This is a genomic window from Pseudomonas sp. 2822-17 (assembly GCF_002742485.1).
GTDB classification, from domain to species: Bacteria; Pseudomonadota; Gammaproteobacteria; order Pseudomonadales; family Pseudomonadaceae; genus Aquipseudomonas; species Aquipseudomonas cyclaminis.
The window spans coordinates 314474-330429 of sequence record NZ_LJRZ01000500.1 but is presented as its reverse complement, the minus strand read 5'-3'; the positions used below and the strand labels follow the sequence as shown (position 1 = coordinate 330429).

General features: G+C 60.8%; 16 protein-coding genes. 11 read left to right on the top strand and 5 right to left on the bottom strand.

What is annotated here, in order from left to right; all coding sequences use genetic code 11:
* Positions 1-17 precede the first annotated feature (17 nt).
* The 6 genes from AOA60_RS19985 (at position 18) to AOA60_RS19960 (ending at position 6811) form a co-directional block, all read left to right on the top strand.
* Complete coding sequence (locus tag AOA60_RS19985; protein WP_099585909.1) at positions 18-1382, top strand: aspartate aminotransferase family protein; 1365 nt, start codon at positions 18-20, stop codon at positions 1380-1382.
* A gap of 83 nt (positions 1383-1465) precedes the next feature.
* A complete protein-coding gene (locus AOA60_RS19980) occupies positions 1466-2560 on the top strand; it encodes a polyamine ABC transporter substrate-binding protein (RefSeq protein WP_099586239.1) in 1095 nt (364 codons plus the stop codon).
* A 148-nt stretch (positions 2561-2708) separates the two neighbouring features.
* Entirely contained in the window at positions 2709-3803 is a 1095-nt protein-coding gene (locus tag AOA60_RS19975) for a polyamine ABC transporter substrate-binding protein (RefSeq protein ID WP_099585908.1), read from the top strand.
* A 67-nt stretch (positions 3804-3870) separates the two neighbouring features.
* Positions 3871-5013, top strand: a complete 1143-nt coding sequence (locus AOA60_RS19970) for an ABC transporter ATP-binding protein (RefSeq protein WP_003195240.1) — start codon at positions 3871-3873, stop codon at positions 5011-5013.
* Positions 5010-5930, top strand: coding sequence for an ABC transporter permease subunit (locus AOA60_RS19965; protein WP_099585907.1), 921 nt, complete (start codon positions 5010-5012; stop codon positions 5928-5930). The genes AOA60_RS19970 and AOA60_RS19965 overlap by 4 nt, the downstream gene beginning before the upstream one ends.
* Entirely contained in the window at positions 5927-6811 is an 885-nt protein-coding gene (locus AOA60_RS19960; protein ID WP_099585906.1) for an ABC transporter permease subunit, read from the top strand. Before AOA60_RS19965 ends, AOA60_RS19960 begins: the two co-directional genes overlap by 4 nt.
* 121 nt (positions 6812-6932) lie before the next feature.
* Here the strand turns inward: AOA60_RS19960 and AOA60_RS19955 are convergent, their stop codons facing one another.
* Positions 6933-7571 (bottom strand): HD domain-containing protein, encoded by a 639-nt coding sequence (locus AOA60_RS19955; RefSeq protein WP_099585905.1) that lies wholly within the window; start codon positions 7569-7571, stop codon positions 6933-6935.
* A 241-nt stretch (positions 7572-7812) separates the two neighbouring features.
* Between AOA60_RS19955 and AOA60_RS19945 the strand changes: the two genes are divergently transcribed.
* Positions 7813-8823, top strand: coding sequence for a GlxA family transcriptional regulator (locus AOA60_RS19945; RefSeq protein ID WP_099585904.1), 1011 nt, complete (start codon positions 7813-7815; stop codon positions 8821-8823).
* Positions 8824-8838: 15 nt separating this feature from the next.
* On the opposite strand, the gene AOA60_RS19940 is transcribed toward AOA60_RS19945, so the two are convergent.
* Positions 8839-11193 carry a penicillin acylase family protein gene (locus AOA60_RS19940; protein ID WP_099585903.1) on the bottom strand — a complete coding sequence of 785 codons (2355 nt, stop codon included), beginning with the start codon at positions 11191-11193 and terminating at the stop codon, positions 8839-8841.
* Between the two features lie 27 nt (positions 11194-11220).
* Positions 11221-11796, bottom strand: a complete 576-nt coding sequence (locus AOA60_RS19935) for a DUF6436 domain-containing protein (RefSeq protein ID WP_099585902.1) — start codon at positions 11794-11796, stop codon at positions 11221-11223.
* Positions 11797-11900: 104 nt separating this feature from the next.
* Between AOA60_RS19935 and AOA60_RS19930 the strand changes: the two genes are divergently transcribed.
* Entirely contained in the window at positions 11901-12842 is a 942-nt protein-coding gene (locus AOA60_RS19930; protein ID WP_099585901.1) for an alpha/beta hydrolase, read from the top strand.
* A gap of 43 nt (positions 12843-12885) precedes the next feature.
* Here AOA60_RS19930 and AOA60_RS19925 read toward each other — a convergent pair whose 3' ends face one another.
* Positions 12886-13638, bottom strand: a complete 753-nt coding sequence (locus AOA60_RS19925) for a DUF2059 domain-containing protein (RefSeq protein ID WP_099585900.1) — start codon at positions 13636-13638, stop codon at positions 12886-12888.
* A 131-nt stretch (positions 13639-13769) separates the two neighbouring features.
* On the opposite strand from AOA60_RS19925, the gene AOA60_RS19920 reads away from it, so the two are divergent.
* Both AOA60_RS19920 and AOA60_RS19915 read left to right on the top strand, forming a co-directional pair.
* A complete protein-coding gene (locus AOA60_RS19920; RefSeq protein ID WP_099585899.1) occupies positions 13770-14402 on the top strand; it encodes a 2OG-Fe(II) oxygenase in 633 nt (210 codons plus the stop codon).
* Positions 14403-14404: 2 nt separating this feature from the next.
* Entirely contained in the window at positions 14405-14887 is a 483-nt protein-coding gene (locus tag AOA60_RS19915) for a DUF523 domain-containing protein (protein ID WP_099585898.1), read from the top strand.
* Here the strand turns inward: AOA60_RS19915 and AOA60_RS19910 are convergent.
* Positions 14838-15362 carry a transporter substrate-binding domain-containing protein gene (locus tag AOA60_RS19910; protein ID WP_099585897.1) on the bottom strand — a complete coding sequence of 175 codons (525 nt, stop codon included), beginning with the start codon at positions 15360-15362 and terminating at the stop codon, positions 14838-14840. The genes AOA60_RS19915 and AOA60_RS19910 overlap by 50 nt on opposite strands.
* Positions 15363-15496: 134 nt before the next feature.
* Between AOA60_RS19910 and AOA60_RS19905 the strand changes: the two genes are divergently transcribed.
* The gene (locus tag AOA60_RS19905) at positions 15497-15937 is read left to right on the top strand and encodes a DUF4399 domain-containing protein (protein ID WP_099585896.1); all 441 of its coding nucleotides are present in this window, start codon (positions 15497-15499) and stop codon (positions 15935-15937) included.
* The last annotated feature ends 19 nt before the right edge of the window (positions 15938-15956 follow it).

Genomic DNA, 15956 nt, shown 5'->3' with positions numbered 1-15956 from the left:
AATTTCAGGAGATTGGTATGTCCAGCAACAACCCGCAAACCCGTGAATGGCAAGCCTTGAGCAACGATCACCACCTGGCGCCGTTCAGCGACTTCAAGCAATTGAAAGAGAAAGGCCCACGGATCATCACCAAAGCCCACGGCGTGTATTTGTGGGACAGCGAAGGCAACAAGATCCTCGACGGCATGGCCGGCCTGTGGTGCGTGGCGATCGGTTACGGTCGCGATGAACTGGCCGACGCCGCCGCCAAACAAATGAAAGAACTGCCGTACTACAACCTGTTCTTCCAGACCGCTCACCCGCCGGTGCTGGAGCTGGCCAAGGCCATTTCCGACATCGCGCCTGCCGGCATGAACCACGTGTTCTTCACCGGGTCCGGCTCCGAAGGCAACGACACCATGTTGCGCATGGTCCGCCACTACTGGGCGATCAAGGGCCAGCCGAACAAGAAAACCATCATCAGCCGCAAGAATGGCTACCACGGCTCAACCGTGGCTGGCGCCAGCCTTGGCGGCATGACGTATATGCACGAACAGGGCGACTTGCCGATCCCGGGCATCACCCACATCGCCCAGCCGTACTGGTTCGGCGAAGGCGGCGACATGAGCCCTGAGGAGTTCGGGATCTGGGCCGCCAACCAGCTGGAAGAAAAGATCCTCGAACTGGGCGTGGACACCGTCGGTGCCTTTATTGCCGAACCGATCCAGGGTGCCGGTGGTGTGATCGTCCCGCCCGCCACCTACTGGCCGCGCATCAAGGAAATCCTCGCCAAGTACGACATCCTGTTTGTGGCCGACGAAGTGATCTGCGGGTTTGGCCGTACCGGTGAGTGGTTTGGTAGCGACTTCTACGACCTCAAGCCAGACATGATGACCATCGCCAAAGGCCTGACCTCAGGCTATATCCCTATGGGCGGCCTCATCGTGCGTGACGAAGTGGTCGAGGTGCTGAACGAAGGCGGCGATTTCAACCACGGTTTCACCTATTCCGGTCATCCGGTGGCCGCCGCAGTGGCCCTGGAAAACATCCGCATCCTGCGTGATGAAAAAATCATCGAGCAGGTCAACAGCGAAACGGCACCCTATTTGCAGCGTCGTCTGCGCGAGCTCAATGATCACCCGTTGGTGGGCGAAGTGCGCGGTGTGGGTCTGTTGGGCGCTATTGAACTGGTGCAGGACAAGGCCACTCGCAAGCGCTATGAAGGCAAGGGCGTCGGCATGATTTGCCGCAACTTCTGCTTCAACAACGGCCTGATCATGCGCGCCGTGGGCGACACCATGATCATTTCGCCGCCGCTGGTGATCAGCAAGGCCGAGATCGACGAGTTGGTGACCAAGGCGCGCAAGTGTCTGGACCTGACTTTGGCGGCATTGCAGGGCTAAGTGCTAGTCTCCGCCTGCGGCAGATAACGCAGGCTGCGGCTCAAAAGAAAAAATTGGAGCATCACCAAATGAAGGCATTAGGTTTGAAGAACGCTGGCAAGACCCTCCTCGCCTTGTCCCTGATGGGCGCAATGGCGGGCGCGGCCCAGGCAGACGATAAAGTGCTGCACGTCTACAACTGGTCCGACTACATTGCACCGGACACCATCGCCAACTTCGAAAAAGAGTCGGGCATCAAAGTGGTGTACGACGTTTTTGACAGCAACGAGACCCTGGAAGCCAAGTTGCTGGCGGGCAAGTCCGGTTACGACATCGTCGTGCCGTCGAACAACTTCCTCGCCAAGCAGATCAAGGCCGGTGTCTACCAAGAGCTGGACACATCCAAGCTGTCCAACTACAGCAACCTGAACAAGTCCCTGCTCAAAGCCGTGTCGGTCAGCGACCCGGACAACAAGCACGCCTTCCCGTACATGTGGGGTTCGATCGGCATCGGCTACAACCCGGAGAAGGTCAAGGCCGCACTGGGCGTGGACAAGATCGATTCGTGGGACGTGCTGCTCAAGCCTGAGAACATCGCCAAGCTCAAAAGCTGCGGCGTGAGCTTCCTCGATTCGCCAACCGAAATGCTGCCGATCGCGCTGCATTACCTGGGCCTGCCGACCGACAGCCAGAAGAAAGACGATCTCAAGCAAGCCGAAGCGCTGTTCCTCAAGATCCGCCCATCGATTGGCTACTTCCACTCCTCCAAGTACATCTCGGACCTCGCCAACGGCAACATCTGCGTAGCCGTGGGTTACTCGGGTGACATCCAGCAGGCCAAATCCCGCGCGGCTGAAGCCGGTGGCAAGATCAAGGTTGCCTACGACATTCCGAAAGAAGGCGCTGGCAGCTTCTTCGACATGGTCGCCATCCCTAAAGATGCCGAAAACGTCGACGCCGCTTACAAATTCATGAACTACCTGCTCAAGCCGGAAGTCATGGCTTCGATCACCGACAGCGTGCGTTTCCCGAACGGTAACGAGAAGGCCACGGCATTGGTCGACAAGGACATCACCAGCGACCCGGGCATCTACCCGCCAGCCGATGTGCAAGCCAAGCTCTACGCCATTGCTGACTTGCCAGCCGCAACCCAGCGTGAAATGACGCGCAGCTGGACCAAGATCAAGTCCGGCAAGTAAGCCTCAACACCTGTGGGAGAGGGCTTGCCCCTCTCCCACACATTAAATGACAAAAAGTTTTGCCGGATCGGTTTATCGAGGGTAAGTTGCGCGCCGGTTTTGTTGCCGGGCAACAACTTCAGGCCCAACTATTTAAGAGGACCTCCACTTGCCAATTTCTTTATTTCGCAAAGCCATGCTGGTGGGTGCAGGTATCACGCTGGCTGTCAGCGTGCAGGCCGCATCGACGGTGCATATTTATAACTGGTCGGACTACATCGGTACCGACACCCTGGCCAACTTCGAAAAGGCCACCGGCATCAAGCCCGTGTATGACGTGTTTGATTCCAACGAAACCCTGGAAGGCAAGCTGCTGGCCGGGCGTACGGGCTACGACGTGGTCGTGCCGTCCAACCACTTCCTCGGCAAGCAGATCAAGGCCGGGGCGTTCCAGAAACTCGACAAGTCGTTGCTGACGAATTACGCAAATCTTGATCCAGCGCTGCTCAAGCGCCTGGAAAAGAACGACCCAGGCAACCAGTACGCCGTGCCGTACCTGTGGGGCACCAACGGCATCGGTTACAACGTCGACAAAGTGAAGGAAGTGCTGGGCGTCGACAAGATCGACTCCTGGGCCGTGCTGTTCGAGCCGGAAAACATGAAGAAGCTGGCCACTTGCGGCGTGTCCTTCATGGATTCGGCAGATGAAATGCTGCCGGCGGTGCTCAACTACATGGGCCTGGATCCCAACAGCACCAACCCGGACGACTACAAAAAGGCCGAAGAAAAGCTGCTCAAAGTGCGGCCCTACGTGACCTACTTCCATTCCTCCAAATACATCTCCGACCTGGCCAACGGCAACATCTGCGTGGCGGCCGGTTTCTCCGGTGATGTGTTCCAGGCCAAGGCCCGTGCGGCTGAGGCTGGCAAAGGCGTGAACATCGCCTACGCAATTCCGAAAGAAGGCGGCAACCTGTGGTTTGACGTGCTGGCGATCCCCAAGGACGCCGCCAACGTCAAAGAGGCCCACGCCTACATCAACTATTTGCTGCAACCTGAGGTCATCGCCCAGGTCAGTGATTACGTCGGTTACGCCAACCCTAACCCAGGGGCGGACACACTGATGAAGCAATCGATACGCACCGACGAAGCGGTTTACCCACCGCAGGCGGTTCTCGATCGGACATTCGTCAACTTCGAGCTACCCCCGAAAGTGCAACGTTTAATGACCCGTAGCTGGACCAAGGTCAAGACGGGCAAGTAAGGCTCAACCTATCCAAGGTTCGTCCGTATTGGACGTTCTGCACTCTTTTTTTCTGGGAGTTTCGTAAATGGCAGTTGCCTCCGGCGCCTATAAGAAAGCCCTCGAAGGGGACCAGACACCGAAGAAGGTGCTGGTCAAAATCGACCGGGTCACGAAGAAGTTCGACGAGACGATTGCCGTGGACGATGTGTCCCTGGAAATCAAGAAAGGCGAGATCTTCGCCCTGCTCGGCGGTTCGGGTTCGGGCAAGTCCACCTTGCTGCGCATGCTCGCAGGTTTCGAGCGCCCGACTGAAGGGCGCATCTACCTCGACGGTGTGGACATCACCGACATGCCGCCCTACGAGCGGCCGATCAACATGATGTTCCAGTCCTACGCCCTGTTCCCACACATGACGGTGGCACAGAACATCGCTTTCGGCCTGCAACAGGACAAGATCCCCAAGGCCGAAGTCGACGCCCGCGTGGCCGAGATGCTCAAGCTGGTGCAGATGAGCCAGTACGCCAAGCGCAAGCCACACCAGTTGTCCGGTGGCCAGCGTCAGCGTGTGGCCCTGGCCCGTTCCCTGGCCAAGCGCCCGAAACTGCTGCTGCTCGATGAGCCCATGGGGGCGCTGGACAAGAAATTGCGTTCGCAGATGCAGCTTGAGCTGGTCGAAATCATCGAGCGCGTCGGCGTGACCTGCGTGATGGTGACCCACGACCAGGAAGAGGCCATGACCATGGCCGAACGCATCGCGATCATGCACCTGGGCTGGATCGCGCAGATCGGCAGCCCGATCGACATCTACGAAACGCCTACCAGCCGTCTGGTGTGCGAGTTCATCGGCAACGTCAACATTTTCGACACCCAAGTGGTGGACGACGCCGAAGGCCACGCGGTGCTCAAGTGCCCGGACCTGGACCGCGACATCTACGTGGGCTACGGCATCGCCACCTCGGTGGAAGACAAGTCGGTGACCTACGCGATTCGCCCGGAAAAACTGCTGGTGACCACCGAAATGCCGACCTGCGAGCACAACTGGTCCAGCGGCAAGGTGCACGACATCGCCTACCTGGGCGGCCACTCGGTGTTCTACGTGGAGCTGCCGAGCGGCAAGTTGGTGCAGTCCTTCGTGGCCAACGCCGAGCGCCGTGGCCAGCGGCCGACCTGGGGTGATCAGGTGTACGTGTGGTGGGAAGACGACAGCGGCGTGGTACTTCGCTCATGAACACAAAAAAGCTCAAGCGGCGCTTGAACCGCCTCGTCCCCAGTGGCAAGCAGGTGGTCATCGGGATTCCGTTCCTGTGGCTGTTCCTGTTTTTCGCCCTGCCGTTTTTCATCGTGCTGAAAATCAGTTTTGCCGAAGCCGACGTGGCGATCCCGCCGTACACCGAGATCTACACCTACGTTGAGCAGAAGCTGCAAGTGGTGCTGAACCTGGCCAACTACAGCTTGCTGGCGGGCGACGAGTTGTACATCGCCGCGTACCTGGGCTCGCTGAAGATGGCGTTTTTCAGCACGCTGCTGTGCCTGCTGATCGGCTACCCGATGGCCTACGCCATTGCCACCGCGCGCAAAGAGATGCAGACCGTGCTGGTGCTGCTGATCATGATGCCGACCTGGACTGCGATCCTGATCCGCGTGTATGCGTGGATGGGCATCCTCAGCAACAACGGGCTGCTCAATGGCTTCCTGATGTCCATGGGGCTGATCAACGAACCGCTGCAGATCCTCAATACCAACATCGCGGTGTATATCGGCGTGGTCTATTCGTACCTGCCGTTCATGATCCTGCCGCTGTATGCGAACCTGGTGAAGCATGACCAGAGCCTGCTGGAGGCCGCGTCGGACCTGGGTTCGAGCACCTTCAACAGCTTCTGGAAAATCACCGTGCCGCTGTCCAAGAACGGCATCATCGCGGGCTGCATGCTGGTGTTTATCCCGGTGGTGGGCGAGTTCGTGATTCCGGAACTGCTGGGCGGCCCGGAAACCCTGATGATTGGTAAAGTGTTGTGGCAAGAATTCTTCAACAACCGTGACTGGCCGGTGGCGTCTGCCCTGGCGGTAGTGATGCTGGCGATCCTGATCGTGCCGATCATTCTGTTTAACCGCAGCCAAGCCAAAGAATTGGAGGGCAAGATATGAAGCGCGTCAGTTTCTCAAGCTTCATGCTGGTGGCGGGGTTGCTGTTCATCTACCTGCCAATGCTGATCCTGGTGATCTACTCGTTCAACGAATCCAAGCTGGTGACGGTGTGGGGCGGTTGGTCGATCAAGTGGTACGTGGGCCTGCTGGACAACACCCAGTTGATGGGGTCGGTGGCCCGCTCCCTGGAAATCGCCTGCTACACGGCGGTTGCCGCAGTGGCGTTGGGTACGTTGGCGGCGTTTGTGCTGACGCGCATCAGCCAGTTCAAGGGCCGTACGCTGTTCGGTGGCCTGGTGACGGCGCCTCTGGTGATGCCGGAAGTGATCACGGGTCTGTCGCTGTTGCTGCTGTTCGTGGCCATGGCGCAGATGATCGGTTGGCCCCAGGAACGTGGCATCGTCACCATCTGGATCGCCCACACCACGTTCTGTGCGGCGTATGTGGCGGTGGTGGTGTCGGCGCGCTTGCGTGAGTTGGACCTGTCGATCGAAGAGGCAGCCATGGACCTCGGCGCGCGGCCGTGGAAGGTGTTCTTCCTGATCACCATCCCGATGATCGCGCCGTCGCTGGCGGCGGGCGGCATGATGTCGTTTGCGCTGTCGCTGGATGACCTGGTATTGGCCAGCTTCGTATCGGGCCCGGGCTCGACGACCTTGCCGATGGAAGTGTTCTCGGCCGTGCGTCTTGGGGTTAAACCCGAGATCAACGCCGTGGCCAGCCTGATCTTACTGGCGGTGTCGCTGGTGACCTTCCTGGTGTGGTTCTTCAGCCGTCGCGCCGAAGAACACCGCAAGAAAGCCATTCAGCAAGCCATCGAAGAAGCAGCAGCAGATGGCTGGAAACAGCCGGACAAGCGCCGGGCGCCTGCACCGGTCTAAAGCCTGGTGTAATACAAAATGTGGGAGGGGGCTTGCCCCCGATAGCGGTGTATCAGTCAACAGATGCAGTGACTGGCAGTCAGCAATCGGGGGCAAGCCCCCTCCCACAGTTGATTGCATTTCAAGCCCAAGGCGACGTGCGAATCACCTCCACAAAATTCATCGGCTTGAACCCCGGCTCCTGATCCACCAGCACATCGGTCTTCACGTTGCCAAACGTGGTCTGCGGGCGATGGCGCAAGCCGTCGGCAAAGGCGCAGATGATGCACTCCTTGAACCCTTCACCCCGTGGATGCGCATGCACCACGGCTTCGCGCTGCACGCTGGTAAACGCGGCGTAATCCATGCCCAGCACGTCCATCTCCACACCGGCCGTCACCAGCGCCACGGTAGGGCGCAGATGTTGCGGCACACCTGGCGTGGTGTGCAGGGCAATGGACAGCCACACCTGTTCGATATCGTCATCGCTCAGCCCATAAGGCTTTAGAAAGGCGGCGGCCGCATTGGCACCGTCCACTTCGAAACGCTCGTTATCGCTGCGATGACCTTCCACCAGCCCGAGGTCGTGGAACATCGCGCCGACGTAAAGTAGCTCCGGGTTGTAGGTCAACTGCTTGCGCTCACCGCTCAACGCGCCGAACAGAAACACCCGGCGCGAGTGGTGGTAGAGCAGGTCGGATTCGATGTCGCGGATATACTCGGTAGTGGCCTTGGCCAGGGCGCTGTCGGGGATCTTGATGCCGGCGATGGAAGTGGTCATGGTGGCTCTCCTTTGGAAAGCATCCAGTCTGGTCGCGCGCCCACGAAGCGGCCAGGGTGACGAGGGTGCGATCCCGGCCAATCTGGCGCGACATCGTGCCAAGGGTGTACGCGATCAAATGTGGGAGCTGGCTTGCCTGCGATAGCATCACCTCGGTATACCTGATGGACCGAGTCGTCTGCATCGCAGGCAAGCCAGCTCCCACAGCGTTTTTCGTCAGCCCGAGATATAAGGTTTGCCCATGCACAAAACCGTCGCCATCCTGATCTTCCCCGGCGTCCAGTCCCTGGACGTGACCGGCCCCATGGACGTGTTCTGCGAGGCCAACCGTTTCCTCGCGCCCGACGACCATTACCAACTGGAAGTGATCGGTGTCGGCCACGGCACGATGGCAGCCTCCAATGGCTTGTCACTTCAGGCTCACAGGCATTACAGCGAAGCCCTGCAAGCCTATGACCTGCTGCTGGTTGCCGGCGGCCCGCAGTTGCCGTTCGAGGATTTCGGGCCGCCGTTCAGTGAGTGGCTACGCGGCGCTACCGCCCGTGCGCAGCGCTTTGGCTCAATCTGCAACGGCGCTTTCATGCTGGCCCGTGCCGGTCTGCTGGACGGCAAAACCGTCACCACCCATTGGGGCGACGCCGCTGACCTGGCGCGCCTGTGCCCCTCGGCCCAGGTCGAAGCCGACCGCCTTTACGTACAGGACGGCAATCTCTACACCTCCGCCGGGGTCACGGCGGGCATCGACTTGTCGTTGTACCTGCTGTCTCAGGACCACGGCCCTCAGGTGGCCTTGAGCGTGGCCAAGCGCCTGGTGGTGTTCACCCAGCGCTCAGGCGGGCAGTCGCAGTTCAGCCCGTTTCTTACGCCCCATGCCGAAACCACCTCGGCCGTAGCGTTGGTGCAGCTGTATGTATTGGCGAATTTGACCGGGGATCTGACCATCGCCGACCTGGCCAAGGCCGCGCATATGAGCGCGCGCAATTTCTCTCGGGTGTTTGCCCGTGAAGCGCAGGTTACGCCGGCGGAGTTTGTCGAGCGGGCGCGGGTGGATGCGGCGCGGGTGCTGCTTGAAAGTACTCACGCACCGCTGAAAACCGTGGCTTACCAATGCGGTTTTCGCGATGCCCAGCACATGCGCAGTGTGTTCAACCGCCGGTTGGGGGTGACGCCGCAACAGTTCAGGCTCAACTTTGCGGCGCCATCGCTATCGGGGCGGTGCGACGACTCGACAAGCCCCCTCCCACGGTTTTGATCGTGTTTGCGGCTGCTATCGGGCGGGCAGCAGTTTCAGGGTGCCACGGGTGTTGGCGGTGACTTCTTCATTACTGAAGTGCGCCTGCTCGTAGCCGCCTTCGATATATGTCTGCGCCTGGTCGCTGTAGTGGCGGTCAAACGGCACGCCGCTTTGCCCGACCGGGTTGATCGTCAAGGCGTGGGCCACATCGGCAAAGTCGATCAGGCGGCGGGTCGACGGGCCGTAGGTCACCGGCCACGGCGCCGGGCCGATGGCAGCCGACTGGTTGTTCGGCACTTCGTGGCTGCCGGGCGCCGGGAAGGGGCCGACGTTGACGATCAGGTCCAGCGGTTTCTGCGAGCCCAGCGGATGGCCGTGGGTCAGGGTATGCGCCTTGCCCCACTGCCATTGCGTTGGGTCATCGCCGAAGGTGGCTTTCAGGTGCACGAGGCTGTTATCCCACGCGAGCTTGACGGTGTCGGCGCGCTTGCCGTCCCACCAAGGCGAGGCCGGGTCAGCGGCCAGGCGTGGCAAGGCGGCGTCGACGACCCGTGTGGTGAGCAGGGTCTTGAACATGGCGTCGCCGAGTTTTGGGCGAAAGGTCGCGTCGGCGAGGTTGTAGAGAAGTTGGTTGAACAGCGTGGCGCTGGTGGAGTCGAGCGGGTAGTCACCTTTCCAACTGGCCAGTTGTTCCACCAGCTTCAACTGTGCCGGGTCCTTGACCACCTCACGCAGCACCGGCAACAGCGGCGCCAGCAAGCGCGGGCCAAAGGCAGTGGTGGTGCCCAGTTGCAGGGCCTGGCTGTTGTTCACATCCCACTTCACGCTCTTGTCGCTCAACTGCGCGTTCAACTGTTGGCCACGGTCGGCGAGGTTGTAATAGCCGGGGATCTCCATGCCGGTGGGCGATGCCGGCTGGGCATTGGCCGACACCACATAACCGCGAGCCGGGTTTTCTTCCTGGGGGTTGGCGCTGAACGGATAGAAGCCCAGCTTGTCGGCCTGGGCGGTGCTGCCGTCGAGGATGAACCCAGGGTTGACGCCAGCCGGACGGATCGGCAACTGCGCCGCTGCCCACCAGCCGATATCGCCCTTGGCATTGGCCCACACGATATTCAGCCCCGGTGCCGACACCTTGGCCGCCGCCGCACGGGCCTTGGCCAGGGTGTCGGCGCGGTTGAGCTGGTAAAAGCCGTCGAGGATCGGGTTCTGGGTATCGAGGAAGGCCCACCACAGGGCGATGGGCGTCTTGCCGGCGCTCTCGCCAAGCACGTCATTGATAATCGGCCCGTGGGGCGACTGGCGCAGGGTGAGGGTGACCGGCGCCTGGCCTTTCACCGCGATCTGTTGTTCGCTGCTGGTCATGTCGACCCATTGGCCGTGGTACCAGACCTGGTTGGGATTGTCCGGGTTGATCTTCTCGGCGACCAGGTCGACGTCGTCGTTCTGGAACATGGTCAGGCTCCAGCCAAAATCCAGGTTGTGCCCCAGGAACGCCACCGGCACCAGCGCGTTGTGATAGCCATACAGCTCAAAGCCCGGCGCGGACAGGTGCGCCTCATACCACACCGAGGGCACCGAGAAGCGGATATGCGGGTCACCTGCCAGCAACGGCTTGCCGCTCTTGGTGCGGCTGCCGCTGATGGCCCAGGCGTTGCTGCCTTCGAACTGCGGCAGGCCGTTGTCGGCCAGGGCCTGCTCGCTCAAGGACGCGATGGCGCCGAGGGTTTGCCAATCGCTGGCGGCCAGGTTGAGCGCGCCTTTGGGTTGCCAGTCGAGGTCGAAGACTTTCAGGTACTCGCCGCCCAATTGGTCGCGGACGTAGGTCAGCAAGGGTTCGGTACGAAATGCGGCGGCAAAGCTGTAGGCCATATACCCGGCGACGCTGATGGTGTCTTCGGCGGTGAACCGGCGCTTGGGGATCCCCAGCACGTCGAACTCCATCGGGCTGGCGTGAGTGTCCTGATACTGATTGATCCCGTCCAGATAGGCTTGCAGGGCCTTCCACGAGGCGGACTCGTGATCCATCTGTTCCACGTAGCTCAAGGCTCGCTCACGGATGCGCAGGCTGCGAAACAGTTTGTCGGTCTCCAGCAGCTTGGGGCCCAGCACCTCGGCCAGTTCGCCACGGGACAGGCGCCGCATGATCTCCATCTGGAACAACCGGTCCTGGGCGTGCACATAGCCGAGGGCGCGATACAGGTCGGTCTCGTTCTCGGCACGGATATGCGGCACGCCACGGTCGTCGTAGCGCACCGTGACCGTGCCTTGCAGGTCGGTCAGCGTGACCGTGCCCTGGCGGGTGGGCTGCTTGCTGTACACATACCAGCCGCCGCCGAGGGCGATCAGCACTATCAGAACCGCGAGAACCCGCAAGACGCGCTTCATGGACTTTCCTTACCGGGAGTGGAGTGACTAACGATCTTCAGGCCACGAACAATAGCAGCCCACTGCCAGGGTGTGAGTGGCACTCACTTCACGGCCTGCTTGGAGTGCCTTCAGGATCGGTTCGATAAAACTGTTGCTGGCGTTGCACGTCAGGCCTTCACTGTACGGCCCGAAATACGCGAGCTTTCCTGTGCGATCCCAGATGCCCACGGCTGGGCTGGCCGGTACCTGGTCGGCGCCGGGCAGGGCGGTGAGGATTTTCATGTTGCGCAGGTTGTCGGGCAACCGGCCGTGGCTGCCGGTTTTTTGCAGGGCGTAGAACTCTACGCCCTGGGGCGCGTAGTGCTCGATCAACTCGCCCAGGTGCTGCTGGTTGCCAACGTTGCACGGGCAGGCCGGGTCCCAGAAGTGCACCAGGCGGATCGGACCTGGGCCACTCAGTTCGGCAGGCAGGCGCAGTGCATCGCCGGAAAACACCGCGGTGTGTTCGCTGAAGGCGCGCAGGTAGCGGCCCTGGAACCAGTCATACGCGGCCCACAGCACGCCCGCGCAGATGATCAGGATCAGGCTGGCAAACAGGGTGGTGCGGTAGGGTCGTCGCATTCAGATCAATCCTCGAAGGTCGCGTAGCTTGCCATGCCTGCCCTGACAGATGAATATCGCAGCTCGATATTCATCTGCGCTGTACGTTTAGTCTGGAACCTCCTATGCCCGTTACCTTTGACCCCGATCATCTGCGCGATAGCTTGCGACCCCTGGTGGATGCGCAACCGCTCAGCGCCGAAGCGCGGGTGTACCAGCGTTTTTATGGGTTGGACCTGGCCGCGCGCAAAGTGCCGGCTGTGAGCCGTCTGGGACGCTTTGAAGTGCGCGGGTTCGAGGTGGTGGGGCAGGTGTGGTCGCCGCCACAACCGGTGGCAACGATGTTTATGTTCCACGGCTTCTACGACCATATGGGCCTGTATCGCCACGTGGTGGACTGGGCGCTGGACCAGGGCTTCGTGGTGATCGCCTGCGACCTGCCGGGACACGGCCTGTCCAGCGGGGTGCGCGCCAGCATTGATGATTTCGCGGTGTACCAAGACGTGGTGCAGGCACTGTTCGCCCAGGCCCAAGCGCTGCAACTGCCGCAACCCTGGCACCTGTTCGGGCAAAGTACCGGCGGCGCGGTAGTGGTGGATCACCTGCTTCACCACGGTGCCGACAGCCCGGCCCAGGGCAAGACCTTCCTGTTGTCGCCGTTGGTACGGCCGCGGGCGTGGGGGTGGTCGCAGCTCAGCTATTACCTGCTGCGTCCGTTCGTCAAAGGCATCGCCCGGCGATTCAGCGAGAACACCAACGACCCGCAATTCAAGCCGTTCCTGGAGGCTGACCCGCTGCAGCCGCGCCAACTGCCCACCGCCTGGGTGGGCGCACTGTCACGCTGGATCAAGCGTATCGAAGCCGCACCGCACAGCTCGCGGAGGCCGGTGATTGTGCAGGGTGAGGAAGATATGACGGTGGACTGGCAGCACAACTTGCAGGTGCTGCGGGGCAAGTTTGATGCGCCTGAGGTGTTGATGCTGCCCCGTGGCCGGCATCACTTGGCGAATGAGATTCCGGAGATTCGTGAAGAGTACTTCCGGTATTTGACAGACCATTTGAAATAACACAATCCCAATGTGGGAGGGGGATTGCTCCCTCCCACATTGGTTAAGGTGCCAGGCTTGAGGTGCTCTGGCCCACCGCCAGCCCGGCGCGGATCGCTGCCAGCGCCGCCTGGTAATACGCCTTACCCTGCGGCGACTCCGCAAACGTCGCGAATTCTTCCAGCTCCGGGTCAGACAAATCCCGATAGACATACAGCAGCGTATTGTTCAGATCATTCCCAATCTGCTGCATCAACCGCTCACGCTGGCCATTCAACATGCCTTGGGCCTGACCCCCACCCAGCAGGCCAGGGATCATCTGGCTCAAGCTGTCAGCCGCGACACCGGCAATCGCCAAGCTGACTTCTGCACCAGCCTCGCGGGCGGGGAGCGCCTGGGCCAGGTGGCCGATGATCAGGCTGCGCGTGGCGTCGGCTTCGATTTTAGGCAGGCCCTGGGCATTTTTCGCCAGTTGATCGCGGCGGGTGGCCAGCAGCTCGGCGGCGACAATCTTGCGGCCCAGCGGTGATTGGAAAAACGCCAGTGCAGGCTTTGGGTCTGCCAGGTTCTTGCGCAACTGCGCCTCGGCGCGTTGGTCCATGGGTTGGGCGGCAAAGCGTTTATTGCTGTTGTCCACCAACGCCTGGTAAACCGCTGGCGGCAGGCTGTTGCGGTAGCGCTGCTGGGCAGCACTGAGGGCGTCATTGAAATGCGCACGTTGTTCGGCCCAGCCGGCGACCTTGTACAACTGGTCATGGCCGTCTGCCCAAGCGGGCAAAACGCAGAACATCAGCAAGGAAAAAAACAAACGACGCATATGGACTCCTGTCAGTCGGCCACTATTGTCCGTGTCGGGCGTAGGATTTGTCGAGAAGTCCTATCAGTCACCTGACTAAAGTGTGGTGAGACGCTCGACGGCGCTGTCGGATTTGAAGACGTATGGATACTATGCGCGCCATGCAAATACCCCTCGATCACCCCCTGCTGCAACGCATTGTCGACGACCTGGCCGAAAAAGGTTGGTCGCAGCAGAACGGCTTCCTGCCCCAGGCTCTGACCCTGGAACTGGCGGCTGAGTGCCGTAAACGTGCGGCCGAGGGTGAACTGGCGCCGGCGGCGGTGGGGCGCGGACCGTCCCAGGAAATTCGCGAGGGCATTCGTGGCGACCATATCCAGTGGCTGGAGGAGGGCGATGCTGCCGTCTGCGACAGCTACATGGCGGTGATGGACAGCGTGCGCCTGGCGATGAACCGGGGCTTGTTCCTGGGCCTGGAAGATTTCGAAAGCCACTTCGCGATGTACCCGCCAGGAGCGTTTTACCTCAAGCACCTGGACCGTTTTCGCGACGACGACCGGCGCATGGTCTCGGCGGTGATCTACTTGAACGACGCCTGGCTGCCCGAGCATGGCGGTCAGTTGCGCATGTACCTCAAAGGCGGCGTCGAATACGATGTGGTGCCCACCGGCGGTTGCCTGGTGGTGTTCCTGTCGGGCGAAGTGCCCCACGAAGTCATGCCCGCCACGCGCGAACGCCTGTCCCTCACCGGCTGGTTTCGCCGGCGGGGCAACGAGCCGTTTTAACCATGCAAAAGATTCTGATCAGCCGCTGCCTGCTGGGGCACAAGGTGCGTTACGACGGCGGTGCCAGCGGGCCGTTTGACCAACTGGCGGCGTGGCAGGCCGAAGGCCGGGTGGTAGCTATCTGCCCGGAAGTGTCGGGCGGTTTGCCGACGCCCAGACCCTCTGCCGAGATTCCCGGTGGGCAAGGCATTGATGTCTGGGAAGGCCGGGCCAAAGTGCTCACGGCCGAAGGTGAAGATTTCAGCGCCGCCTTTCTCGATGGCGCCCGTCAGGCCCTGGCGTTGGTGCAGCGCCACGGCATCCGCATCGCCATCCTCAAGGCCAACAGCCCGTCCTGCGGCAACCTGCTGACCTATGACGGCACCTTCACGGGCGTGAAGGTGAGTGGCGAGGGCGTCACGGCGGCGCTGCTCAAGCGCCACGGCGTACAGGTGTTCAGTGAGCTGGAGTTACCTGAGGCGGCGCAGGCGTTGGCGCTACTGTAGGGGCGTCGCCCTCGAACCACTTCTGTGACAGCGCCTTCAACCGGCCGTCGTCCTTCACCCGCTTCAATGCGCCGTCCAAACTCGTCTTGAATGCCGGGTTGCCCTTCTGGAACGGGATTGCCAGCTCAGGCTTCTCGCTATAAGCCTCGCTGAAATCGAACTGATCCTTAAGCTCGGCAGTCATAGCGATATGGTTGATGGCCACGTCATACTTGCCGGTGGCGACCCCCGGCAGCAGGTCGGCGTCATCGGTGGTGATGAACGAGGAGCGCACGTCCATTTCCTTCGCCAGCAGTTCTCCCAGCTCGACTTCGAAGCCGGTGAGCTTGTCGCCTTCCTTGAAGTTATAGGGTGGAGTGTCGGCTTCAAGGGCGATGCGCAGTTCGCCGCGATCATTCACGTCGTCGATCAGTTCGGCATGCGCCAAAGGGCTCAGAAGGGGAAGCAAAAGTAACAGGCCAGGCGAAAAGCGCATGGTCACTCCTAAAGAATTCGAATGTGCGAGGCGCCGTTCAGCATCGCTTTGCTATGGTGGTGAGTGCCTTGGACAGCAATTTGTCGCGAAGTTGTCATAACCCTACAGATTTCACAGAAAAACTGGAGAAGCGAATGAAAGCCCTTTTGTCCCGTGCAACGATAGCCAGCCTGTTGCTGGGCGCCTCGATGTTGGCCAATGCCGCCGATGTGCCTCGTACCCCCGCGCCCAAAGGTGCCGAGGTGTTTATCGTCTCGCCCAAAGATGGTGCCACTGTCGACAAGACCTTCACCGTCAAATTCGGCGTCAAGGGCCTGGACCTGGAGCCGATCGACAAGCAAGTGCCCAACGCCGGTCATCACCACTTGCTCGTAGACCAGGACGTGAAGTCGCTGAAAGCTGACGAAGCCATTCCGGCCACCGCCACCTCGATCCACTTCGGCAAGGCGCAAACCGAAACCGAGCTGACCCTGACTCCAGGCAAGCACACCCTGCAATTGGTGGCTGGCGACAACGTTCACCGCCAGTTTGAACCCACTGTAGCCTCGAAAGTCATCACGGTTAACGTCAAGTAAGATTTGTTCAGACAAAAAA